At 37.6% G+C, this 10,418-nt stretch carries 12 protein-coding genes; 10 read left to right on the forward strand and 2 right to left on the reverse strand.

The features are described from left to right. Window positions 1–235: 235 nt before the first annotated feature. The 5 genes from ACK2M2_RS11975 to ACK2M2_RS11995 all read left to right on the forward strand — a co-directional run bounded on the left by ACK2M2_RS11975 (window position 236) and on the right by ACK2M2_RS11995 (window position 4,883). Window positions 236–2,188: a transglycosylase SLT domain-containing protein gene (locus tag ACK2M2_RS11975; RefSeq protein ID WP_419348765.1), complete on the forward strand. Its 1,953-nt coding sequence runs from the start codon at window positions 236–238 to the stop codon at window positions 2,186–2,188. 107 nt (window positions 2,189–2,295) lie between these two features. Continuing rightward, the gene (locus ACK2M2_RS11980) at window positions 2,296–2,901 is read left to right on the forward strand and encodes a ribonuclease I (RefSeq protein WP_419348768.1); all 606 of its coding nucleotides are present in this window, start codon (window positions 2,296–2,298) and stop codon (window positions 2,899–2,901) included. Between the two features lie 173 nt (window positions 2,902–3,074). After that, on the forward strand, window positions 3,075–4,061 hold the full coding sequence (locus tag ACK2M2_RS11985; protein WP_409512330.1) for a malate dehydrogenase: 987 nt from the start codon (window positions 3,075–3,077) through the stop codon (window positions 4,059–4,061). 191 nt (window positions 4,062–4,252) lie between these two features. Then, window positions 4,253–4,519, forward strand: coding sequence for a DUF2789 family protein (locus tag ACK2M2_RS11990; protein ID WP_419348738.1), 267 nt, complete (start codon window positions 4,253–4,255; stop codon window positions 4,517–4,519). A gap of 106 nt (window positions 4,520–4,625) precedes the next feature. Beyond that, on the forward strand, window positions 4,626–4,883 hold the full coding sequence (locus ACK2M2_RS11995; protein WP_409512328.1) for a DUF2789 family protein: 258 nt from the start codon (window positions 4,626–4,628) through the stop codon (window positions 4,881–4,883). A 76-nt stretch (window positions 4,884–4,959) separates the two neighbouring features. Here ACK2M2_RS11995 and ACK2M2_RS12000 read toward each other — a convergent pair whose 3' ends face one another. Beyond that, window positions 4,960–5,478, reverse strand: coding sequence for a hypothetical protein (locus ACK2M2_RS12000; RefSeq protein WP_409512327.1), 519 nt, complete (start codon window positions 5,476–5,478; stop codon window positions 4,960–4,962). A 259-nt stretch (window positions 5,479–5,737) separates the two neighbouring features. Between ACK2M2_RS12000 and ACK2M2_RS12005 the strand changes: the two genes are divergently transcribed. Both ACK2M2_RS12005 and ACK2M2_RS12010 read left to right on the forward strand, forming a co-directional pair. Further along, window positions 5,738–5,878, forward strand: a complete 141-nt coding sequence (locus ACK2M2_RS12005; RefSeq protein ID WP_419348742.1) for a hypothetical protein — start codon at window positions 5,738–5,740, stop codon at window positions 5,876–5,878. Beyond that, the gene (locus ACK2M2_RS12010; protein ID WP_419348745.1) at window positions 5,848–6,525 is read left to right on the forward strand and encodes a hypothetical protein; all 678 of its coding nucleotides are present in this window, start codon (window positions 5,848–5,850) and stop codon (window positions 6,523–6,525) included. Before ACK2M2_RS12005 ends, ACK2M2_RS12010 begins: the two co-directional genes overlap by 31 nt. 228 nt (window positions 6,526–6,753) lie before the next feature. Here the strand turns inward: ACK2M2_RS12010 and ACK2M2_RS12015 are convergent, their stop codons facing one another. Then, window positions 6,754–7,350, reverse strand: a complete 597-nt coding sequence (locus ACK2M2_RS12015) for a 2OG-Fe(II) oxygenase (RefSeq protein WP_409512325.1) — start codon at window positions 7,348–7,350, stop codon at window positions 6,754–6,756. 115 nt (window positions 7,351–7,465) lie between these two features. On the opposite strand from ACK2M2_RS12015, the gene ACK2M2_RS12020 reads away from it, so the two are divergent. The 3 genes from ACK2M2_RS12020 to ACK2M2_RS12030 all read left to right on the forward strand — a co-directional run bounded on the left by ACK2M2_RS12020 (window position 7,466) and on the right by ACK2M2_RS12030 (window position 10,321). Beyond that, window positions 7,466–8,323: a 23S rRNA (adenine(2030)-N(6))-methyltransferase RlmJ gene (locus tag ACK2M2_RS12020; RefSeq protein ID WP_419348748.1), complete on the forward strand. Its 858-nt coding sequence runs from the start codon at window positions 7,466–7,468 to the stop codon at window positions 8,321–8,323. Window positions 8,324–8,363: 40 nt separating this feature from the next. Further along, a complete protein-coding gene (gene pssA / locus ACK2M2_RS12025) occupies window positions 8,364–9,185 on the forward strand; it encodes a CDP-diacylglycerol--serine O-phosphatidyltransferase (RefSeq protein WP_409512323.1) in 822 nt (273 codons plus the stop codon). 62 nt (window positions 9,186–9,247) lie between these two features. Beyond that, entirely contained in the window at window positions 9,248–10,321 is a 1,074-nt protein-coding gene (locus ACK2M2_RS12030; protein WP_419348751.1) for a DUF6670 family protein, read from the forward strand. Window positions 10,322–10,418: the final 97 nt, after the last annotated feature.

Here is a 10,418-nt window from a genome sequence, read left to right on the forward strand (position 1 = left end):
CATCGAAAAGCGCATTATTTTACAGCATTTCATCACAAAGACCTATGCTTTATCTAAATCGCTTTGAAATTGAAAAATAAGAATAAAAAATGAAGACTATTATTAAATATGAATCATAAGGTTACATAACAGAACAGTAGAAATGGATTAGAATAATTAAACTAAGCACAAATACGTGCCAAGTTAGAATAATGGGCAAGTCATGCAAAATGAAAGAATGGTTGTGAATAAAACAATGTTAAATGAAGTAATCAATCAAAAAAAATTAAAGTCTTATGCATTCGGTTTATTGGCATGTACTGGATTTCAACTTACGCATGCAGCGGAAGAGCAATTTAATGATGCTTTACGTAATGCCAGTAACCCTTCAGCATTGGAGCAATATCGTTATGCCATGCAAAATGATGCGCTCGGATATTATCCTGAATATTGGTCATTGAATTCAAATTTGGCATTTCAACCATCATCGAGCATTGTCGCTTTCGCTCAGCGTTATCCACAATCGGCAATGGCAGAAAAGCTCTCTGCAGATTATGTTGAAGAAAAAGTAAAACAAGCAGATTATGTCAATGCCCAACCTGTATTACCTTATGTGACCAATGCCGATCAGGCTGAAAGCTGTGCCGTTGCACAAGTCCGTGCGAAAACAGGCGACTCATTGGTCTATGCCGAGTTTAAAGATGTGTGGCTCAATACGAGTTCACAACCCGAATCCTGTATAGGCTTGGGGCGCTTAATGCTGACTAGTCCATTAATGACACAACAAGACCGCCAACAACGTTTATATGCACAGTTACGTGCAGGGCAGTCAGGGCAAGCAATTGCAACAGCACAGAGTATAGGCGTAACTTTATCCTTGGCGCAGTTTAATCAAATTCAAGCCAATCCATTGAACTACTTATGGAGTGCGCCTAAAAATAACGTGCAAGACTATGCGTATTTAGTATTTGCACTCGGGCGTGCTGCCGATACAGATTTAACTTCTGCAATGCAGTCTGTACCACGATTGGTACAGGGCATACCTGCCGATGTACAAAAGTATATTTACAGAACCGTTGGTTATATTGGTGGTACAACGGTGATGAAAAATAATTTCAACCGTGAAGTTTTACAAAACTTTGATGCAAGTTATGGCGTTCCTTTTAGCTCCGAAGAAGCAGAAGTTTATGCACGTCAAGCCATTCGTTTTGGTTCTTGGGAGAGCGTGATTCGTGCTATTGATAGTATGAGCATGACACAACGGCAGGAAGATCGTTGGCAGTATTGGCTTGCTCGAGCATCTGAACAGCGAGGCGATAAAGGCTCTAAAAAAGCGGCAGAAGAGATTTATAAACGACTTGCCATGTCAGGTGAGGACTATCATAATTTGCTTGCAAAAGATCGAATTGGGCAACGTTACAATGCTTCTGCACCGCAAGAGCAACCTTCTGTGAGTGATCAGACACGTTTAAATCAAGATATTCATTTCCGTCGTGCTTTTGCTTTACGAAATATTGACGCACCTGCGGTCTATACAACACGTGAATGGAACTGGGCAGTTCGTCAAGCTTATTTGAAACATGATGATGGCTTATTACTTGCGGCAGCGAAACGTGCAAGTGATATGGGGTGGTATGATCGTGCAATTTATGCAGCAGATCGTACCGAGAAAAAACATAACTATACCTATCGTTATGCAACACCACATCAGGCAACTGTAGTTAGCCATAGTCGAAATGTAGGTATTGATCCTGCTTGGGCATATGGTTTAATGCGTCAAGAAAGTCGTTTTGTGAGTGCCGCACGTTCGCATGTTGGAGCAGGCGGTTTAATGCAAATTATGCCAAACACTGCTAAATTGGTCGCGAAGCAAATGGGGGAAACTTATAATCCTGCTGCATTGACGGATACCAATACCAATATTCGCTACGGTACGTTTTATTTATCCATGATTCAAAATCAACTGAGTAGTAACCCCGTACTTGCAACAGCAGGTTATAATGCGGGACCCAATCGTGCCAAGAGATGGCAACCCGATTATCAAAGTTTATCTGCCGATCAATATACTGAATCGATTCCTTTGAGTGAAACACGTGACTATGTAAAAAATGTCATGACTAATGCCACGCATTACGGCATTTTACTTGGGCAAGGGCCACAAATTATTGAAAGTAGAATGCCGACTATTCCAATGCGAAGCATTCAGTAAATTATTTTTGATCATGTGATGACAACAGTTGAGATATTGGAAATCGTAAAATGAAGTACAACATTTTTAAGTCTTTGAAGCAAAAGGTTAATGCATGGCTTTATGCTATGACAGGTCTTTTTTGTTTTAGTGCTGGAAATGTTGTTGCTGCACCTGTTGTTCAAGGATATGTCATGCAGGTGCAAATGACACCTGCGGTCTGTGCAATGGATAGTAGCAAGAAGAAGCAACGAAAATGCTTGGAAGGTTATTCATTGACTGTTACTGGTTTGTTGCCTGAAACGACTCAGGCAGATTGTTCGACCAATACATCGGCAACATTATCACCATTACAAGCTAAAGTTGTTGCACGGGTTATGCCTGAAGAAAGCGCACGTGTTCAGTTATGGCGTAGTGTGGGGGGGTGTATTCCTTCTAATGCAAGTCAGTATTTTAGAACATTGATTAATTTTGCAGATCGTTTAAAGATTCCTGCTGATTTAACGGGTTCTGAAAATAAGCAAGTACAACACAACGCTTTACGTGCTCAATTTATTCGTTTAAATCCAGGTTTAACAGTCAATGGTATACGTTTTAATTGCCAAAATTTGCGTTCAACTCCTGTACTTACAGAAGTACAGGTTTGTTATAAGGTGAATGGTCAGTTTAAGCAATGCTCTAGTCATGTCGTTTCAAATTGTCCAAGCTCATTTAGCGTTCAAGGCTCATATTGAGTTTATCGATGATAAATTAACTGTTGATTTTTTTATTATACTTTTGTTGAAAATCATTTTCTTTTAAATGCATAACCGAAAAGATTGGAGTACAATCTTGGACGTTTAAGATGATTGGATTGGATAGACTAACTATCTAATCGCATTGAATATCCTCAATTGGAGATAATTAGATGAAGCAAGCAGTTCGTGTTGCCGTTACTGGCGCCGCAGGTCAAATTGGTTACAGCCTATTATTCCGTATTGCTAGCGGTGAAATGCTTGGTAAAGACCAACCTGTTATTTTGCAATTATTAGAAGTTCCATTTGAGAAAGCTCAAGCTGCGCTTAAAGGCGTAATGATGGAACTTGACGACTGTGCTTTCCCATTATTGGAAGGTATGGTAGGTACTGATGATCCTAAAGTTGCATTTAAAGATGCAGATTACGCTCTTTTAGTTGGTTCACGTCCACGTGGTCCTGGTATGGAACGTGCTGAATTACTTAAAGTAAATGGCGAAATCTTCATTGGTCAAGGTCAAGCACTCAACGAAGTTGCGAGCCGTGATGTTAAAGTTCTTGTTGTAGGTAACCCTGCAAATACAAATGCTTACATTGCAATGAAATCTGCTCCAGATCTTCCAGCGAAAAACTTTACAGCAATGTTACGTCTTGATCACAACCGTGCGTTGACTCAACTTGCTCAAAAAGCTGGTGTTGCAGTTTCTGATATCGAAACAATGACAGTTTGGGGTAACCACTCTCCAACAATGTATGCTGACTACCGTTTTGCAACTGTAAACGGCGAAAGCTTAAAAGACAAAATTAACGATGCTGCTTGGAACAAAGATGTATTCCTTCCAACTGTTGGTAAACGTGGTGCTGCGATCATCGAAGCACGTGGTTTGTCTTCAGCTGCGTCTGCTGCAAATGCTGCAATCGACCATATGCGCGATTGGGCTCTTGGCACAAACGGCAAATGGGTAACAATGGGTATTCCTTCTGACGGTTCTTATGGTATTCCAGAAGGCGTTATGTTTGGTTTCCCTGTAACAACTGAAAATGGCGAATACAAAATCGTTCAAGGTCTTGAAATTGATGAATTCAGCCGTGAGCGTATCAATTTCACTCTAGATGAGTTAGAAGGCGAACGTGCAGCAGTTGCTGACATGATTAAATAATTTAATCTTTTGAAAGATTGAGTTAGAAAAAGCACCCTTTTAGGGTGCTTTTTTATTTCGAATCACTTTTTTAAAAATGGATTCAACAAAAAATTACAAGAATAGACAGCGAACTGAGCAGACAAATTAGGCAAAGCTTCATATTTTAAAGATCACAATGAATAATTTGAAAAGAAAGAGGAATACTTGATATGTTTGATCAGCAACCGACTCTAGAATTATTATTTGAGCAATTGGGCTTATCATCTGAATCAGATGCAATTGATCAGTTTATTGAGGAACATCAATTGCCTGAAGGTACTTTGATGCATCTAGCGCCATTTTGGACAGAAAACCAAAAGCAATTTTTATCGAGTCATTGGCAAAAAGATGATGAGTGGTCCATCGTGATTGATAATTTAAACGAGTTATTAAATAAAGATATTAAAGCTGAACGTATTAAAAATTTAAGAAAATAAGTGGTAAAAATACAAAAAAAGTCCAATCAAAATTGGGCTTTTTTTTAATCAATTTATCAGTTAGGATAATATGAAAATACAGAACAATTGATAAGGAGGGCGTAGGATGCTCACACAACAAAAACCATCCTTGGATTTACTGTTTTCACAACTCGGTTTAGCAAACAGTCCCGCAGCAATTGAATTGTACATTCGTACACATCAACTTCCTGCAAATGTTTCATTACATGACGCACCTTTTTGGAATAAAAGTCAGCGTGCATTATTAATTAGTCATTTGGTACAAGATGATGATTGGGCGATTTGGGTTGATGAGCTTAATCAGCAATTACATATGGATGCTTATAAACTCCAACCTGTTTAACTTTCCCCAAGCGCAACAAAAAATGGCTCATTTCTGAGCCATTTCTATTTTTAAACTTTACACATTTCTATATTGATTAACTTGGAAGCACTTTTGGAAACCATTCGGCACCACGTACAGAGTGAAATGCTGAGTGTGACTGCAACAATGCAGGATCATGTGCAGGATTTTTTAAATATTTACCAATCCAATGACGAGTCATAGCTATTTCATTTTTACTCACAGCAGCATAAGCCAAGAAAAAATAAATATCTGCATCTTCATTCACGGTTAATGGTTTTAAAATTTGCTGTGTAATTAAGGCATAACGCGTTTCTTTAGTAATTTCGAAAAAGATCATATAGGCCTTTACCAAATGCAAAGAAAGTTTTACATACAACGCCATTGGCATTTCTTCGTATTCAACTCGAGCTGTTTCAAGTAACACAATCGCTTCTTGCAGGAAGTGGATTTGTTCCTGTTTAGAATGGCTTATTGTTGCAAGCTCTAAGCGTAAATCCCCACGTTCAAGTGCAAGTTCGGGTGAATTGTTTGTCAAATACAATTGATCCGTTTCACCAATGCGCGAGATGATATTTGTTGTATTTACAGACATGTCCGAATCCTCTTTAGTTCTGCTCATTATAATAAGGCTGATGTCTGTGATTTAAACCCCTTGTCAATCAGAAACTGTATTTTAAGTGTGTTTAATATTTTAGCGATTATCAGTTTAATAGTAATTTTTTCTAAAAAATAAAAATTAATTTGTTACTAAATATCAAGTGATTGTGTTTAAAAAACAAACAAAAAATATGATTGATGTAGTATTTTGTTTCCTTGTGTTATTTATTTTTTATTTTTGTAGTGGGGTTTTTATGAACAAAAAAATGAAACTGAATATTTATGGCTTAGGGATGGGCTGGTTGTTGCTTTGTAGTGGGCATACGATGGCGAATGATGTTTATGAGGCAATGCGGGGGTGTCATTGGAGTCAGAAAATATTAATCAAATTTTAACAGAGAAGGTTCCTGAGTTTGCAACCATGATGAATAATCAAGTTGCTCAAGGTTATACGGTGACTTTGAAAGATACGGTTGGCAAGGAAGCAAATCGGGTTGAAGTTATTGTGCGACGTGCGAATGAAAATACTGTTCAATATCAACGCTTACAAGGAAAAGGCTTACCCTTTTTTGTTGTGGTGCGTAACCACTCAAGTGAAAGAATAAAATTTAAGCCAAATGAGGTTCGTTTAACTTTTAATGACCGTGAATATAAGCCCATGACCAATGGTCGGCTAGAGCAGGTTTTAAAGCGTACAAATTTAAAAGAGTTTTCTTTGAAAAGAGCAGTGAGTGACATTGCTGTTATTGCTAAAACTGCAACGGCTATACCGAGTTTAGAAGGCGTGAGTTTAATGACAAATACGCTTGTTGGTGCACTAAAAGGTTCTGATGTAACTCAAGTTATTTTACAAGAAACACAAGGTCAAGTGACTAAAAGTGGACAAAGAGTAGGTAAGTTTAAAGATTTCCATAATATGATTCAGACTCAGCTTGATGAAGAGTTTAAAGCTGGTGATAACATGTTTTTGCATATGGATGAAATGGATTTACCTGGACACAGCCTAACGTCTTTCAATATATTTTTGAAGAGGCGACATTAAATCATAAAAACATGCAAATACGAATGCCAATGGCGAGTATTCAACATGAATATAAATTTAAGTTTGTAGATGAACAAGCAGCAAATTTTTAAAATCTGTACGAAAATATAAGTGCTATTGAATATTTTCGAGGTCAAAATATTAAAATGCGAGGAAATATTGGTTTAAACTTCATCAATATTTCCTTGATTTATTTGTGTGGCTTGATCAAATAAATTTTGATTGAACTCAAATGGTTTGAGTACGTAACCATGCTGTAATTGATAGGCGTTGTTCTTTTGCCTCAATTACTTCATGCAATAAGTCACTTTGAAAGATCGCAATACGATTTGGTTTCGGAACAATGGTATGCCATTGATTATTTTTGTCTTGTAAACGTAATTGTCCGTCCCATTCTGCTCGCCATGCTTCATGCAAATAGTAAACAGTTGAAATAATACGACCATTTTTACCTTGAGGATTGTCTCGATGTAAGGCATAAAATTCACCTGCGTTGTAACAGGCAAAATGAGCTTCGACTTCTTGAATACCTAAGTAAAAACTTCTATTTAAGACTTGAGAAAGTGCTTGAAGGGCATTGATATGTTGTTGAGCGATCTTTAATTCTTCATTAATCCAAAGAATGTGATCACTACGAATATTGCTAACGACACCATTTTGAATGGCAGCTTCACGAAAAAGATTAAGATTTGAAGTACATTCTTCAACAAGTTGTTGGGTATAGCTAAATGGATAAGCATTGTCAATAAAAGTAAAACCATGCTGATCAAGATCATCGAGAATTTGATCAACATTCCAAGACTCTGGGAGGAGTGTAGCTTCCATAAAATTCCAATAAAACAACAGAAAAATTCAAGCTAATAGTTTAGAACAAATGTGGAAAGATGAAGAAATGTTTTTTCGTGCTAAAATAGCGGTTGAACTCAGGAATAATTGAAACATGAATTACCGTCACCATTTCCATGCGGGCAACTTTGCCGATGTCATGAAGCATGTATTGTTGCTACAGCTACTCTCGCGTCTTAACACGAAAGATAAACCTTATCGTTATATCGATACGCATGGTGGTGCGGGCAAATACGATCTATCAACAGCAGAAGCACAAAAGTCGGGTGAGTTTTTAAATGGTATTCATCGTCTTGTAAAACTTGATGATTCTATTAAACGTAATGCTCCTGAAGGCGTAAAGCAATATCTTAAGGTTGTTGAAGATATGCGTGCATGTTCAGGTAAAGGTGCATACCCAGGTTCACCATGGTTTGCGCTTGAAGGCATGCGTGATATTGATAAAGCGACTATTTTTGAAATGCAGCGCGATGTATTTCAACAGCTCTACTATAATATTCGTGATAAGCGTGCAGGCTTACATGAACGTAATGCTTATGAAGGCTTACTTGGTGTGATTCCACCGAAGGAAAAACGTGGTTTGGTGATGATTGATCCACCTTACGAAATAGAACGTAAAGATTTCCCACAACTTGTTGAGTTGATGGTTGCTGCTTACAAAAAATGGCCTACGGGTGTTTTTGCAGTTTGGTATCCAATTAAAGACCGTGCCATGATTGAACGTTTTGAGAAAAAAATGATCAAAACGGGTATTCGCCGTCAGTTGGTATGTGAAATTTGCGTATGGCCAGATGATACGCCAGTTGGTTTAAATGGCTGTGGCTTACTTGTGATCAATCCACCATGGAAATTCTCTCAAGACGCTGACGAAGCATTACAATGGTTATTCCCGCATTTACGTATGCAGGATACGGGTGGACATGCCGCTGTTCGTTGGTTGGTTGGTGAGTAATTTTTAATAAAAGCAATAAGGTCACATGTAGGATCCGAAAATGACAAATACAAATAAACCCGAAAGCGATCAAGCTTCAGAAGCGCAAACGAGTTTCGATGGCATTACGTTTGAAGTGGAAGAAGAAGAGCATACGCAAGAAGGTAATAAAGTGAAGCGTCGTGGTATCTATCTGTGGCCGAACCTGATTACAACCTCAGCGTTGTTGTCAGGTTTTTACTCGATTATTGCCAGTATGAATGGCGATTATACGCAAGCAATTTATGCTATTTTTATTGCAGCGTTACTTGATGGTTTAGATGGTCGAGTTGCACGTGCGATTGGTGCGCAAAGTGCCTTTGGTGAGCAGTTTGATTCATTGTCTGACTTGTTAGCATTTGGTGTTGCACCTGCTATTCTTATGTATAGTTGGAGTTTGCATGATTTAGGTCGTATTGGCTTAGCTGCATGTTTTGTCTATACAGCTTGTGCTGCATTTCGTTTAGCACGTTTTAATGTGCAAATTGGTGTGGTCGATAAACGCTACTTTATTGGTGTTGCAAGTCCGCTTGCCGCCATTATGATTGTATCATTAGTTTGGGTTGGGCGAGATTTCCCGCTTATTTTCGATTTAAAAGATGTTGCTATTCAAACTGTAAATGCTGTGATTATTGTTGCAGTCGGTTTATTGATGATTTCCAATATCAAGTACTACTCATTTAAAACAGTCGATCGTAGTCGTGTGCCATTTTTCGTTTTACCTATTATTGTATTTATTCTTGCTGCAATGACGTATAACATTCCTGTAGGAATTTTGGTTATTTCAATTATTTATGCATTATCAGGATTTGTAACAACCTTTATGGCACGAAAATCAGCATAAATAAAATCTAAAAATGAGATCAGAGATTTTGAAATATAGGGCGGGATAAAAGGAGCCTGATTATGAAGCTGTTTATGCATCCATCCAATGAATCTAAGCAGCTTAAGTCAGAGCGGTTCCCGCTTGATCTCGCTTACCATCCTGTTAAGGGGTGGTACAAAATTATTTACCAAGGATTAATACTTCCCGATTTACCATCACCATTACACTATTTCAATTTTAAAGCACTCACGGGGCAACCCAATATTCCTATTTTGCGTAATCAAAGCGCTATTTCTACAAATCCCTTAGATACTGTTTTTGTGTTGAGTAGTAGTAGTCCACAAATGACAGGACATATCCATAATTATTCTCAACAGAATGAATGCCACTTTAAGGACACACTTTTTCAATTTGGCGAAAAACAACAATTAAGTGGTGCATTTCCTAGATTTCATTTACAGCGGAATGATGATGAGTTACAGGTCAATTTAAATATCGAAACACAGCCGATCATTCATCAGTTCAATCGTTTAAAAATTGGTATTTATGATCACTGGTCACTGCTTTGTCAATGTCAGGGTTCTATTCGATATAAAAATCAAATTTTTGAGATTAACCATCAAGGTGCATTTGAATATGCGCGTGCAATCAATGTGCTTTATTTACCGATATGCTTTTATACCTACCAAATGATTCATTTGAAAAATCAACAGCAACTTATTTTGATTCAATTAAAAAATCAATTTAATCAGATCATTCAGTCGCGTATGTATTTACGATCAGCAGATCATAAATCCCCTATTTTTATTGATGAACAGGTTAGCTTCAATGTTCATCGGGTTTATCCGAAAGTAACTACACCAAATCGACAAGAAATGTATCTCCCTCGTGAATTTGAATGGGAAGTGAAACATGCTGAATATGATATTCACTTATATGGCCGAAGCCGTGGAGATTTTAAATTTGGTTTAGGTGCAGGCTATGTTGGAAGCTTTTGTTACCAATTAACGATCAATAATGAAGTGGAGGAGGGTAGTGCGGGCTATTGTGAATATATCGATGTGCGACCATTACTCTGGCAAGAACAGAATGATGATGAAAAAAATAACAATAAAATTGCTAATATTGCCCCAATTGCACTTAAAAATAGATGAAAAGTTGTATTTTGCCTAATAAACAACCACTCAAACACGAATTAAGAAAATAATTTAAAAAAGGTATTGCGTGGTATAAAAAATACTGTAGAATGCA

This window comes from Acinetobacter sp. TY1, assembly GCF_048551395.1.
GTDB lineage: Bacteria > Pseudomonadota > Gammaproteobacteria > Pseudomonadales > Moraxellaceae > Acinetobacter.

What these genes read in the sequence shown, in the direction of transcription:
- ACK2M2_RS11975 (WP_419348765.1), top strand. Translation starts at nt 236, where the DNA reads ATGTTAAATGAAGTAATCAATCAAAAAAAATTAAAGTCTTATGCATTC.
- ACK2M2_RS11980 (WP_419348768.1), top strand. Translation starts at nt 2,296, where the DNA reads ATGACAGGTCTTTTTTGTTTTAGTGCTGGAAATGTTGTTGCTGCACCT.
- ACK2M2_RS11985 (WP_409512330.1), top strand. Translation starts at nt 3,075, where the DNA reads ATGAAGCAAGCAGTTCGTGTTGCCGTTACTGGCGCCGCAGGTCAAATT.
- ACK2M2_RS11990 (WP_419348738.1), top strand. Translation starts at nt 4,253, where the DNA reads ATGTTTGATCAGCAACCGACTCTAGAATTATTATTTGAGCAATTGGGC.
- ACK2M2_RS11995 (WP_409512328.1), top strand. Translation starts at nt 4,626, where the DNA reads ATGCTCACACAACAAAAACCATCCTTGGATTTACTGTTTTCACAACTC.
- ACK2M2_RS12000 (WP_409512327.1), bottom strand. Translation starts at nt 5,478, where the DNA reads ATGTCTGTAAATACAACAAATATCATCTCGCGCATTGGTGAAACGGAT.
- ACK2M2_RS12005 (WP_419348742.1), top strand. Translation starts at nt 5,738, where the DNA reads ATGAACAAAAAAATGAAACTGAATATTTATGGCTTAGGGATGGGCTGG.
- ACK2M2_RS12015 (WP_409512325.1), bottom strand. Translation starts at nt 7,350, where the DNA reads ATGGAAGCTACACTCCTCCCAGAGTCTTGGAATGTTGATCAAATTCTC.
- ACK2M2_RS12020 (WP_419348748.1), top strand. Translation starts at nt 7,466, where the DNA reads ATGAATTACCGTCACCATTTCCATGCGGGCAACTTTGCCGATGTCATG.
- pssA (WP_409512323.1), top strand. Translation starts at nt 8,364, where the DNA reads ATGACAAATACAAATAAACCCGAAAGCGATCAAGCTTCAGAAGCGCAA.
- ACK2M2_RS12030 (WP_419348751.1), top strand. Translation starts at nt 9,248, where the DNA reads ATGAAGCTGTTTATGCATCCATCCAATGAATCTAAGCAGCTTAAGTCA.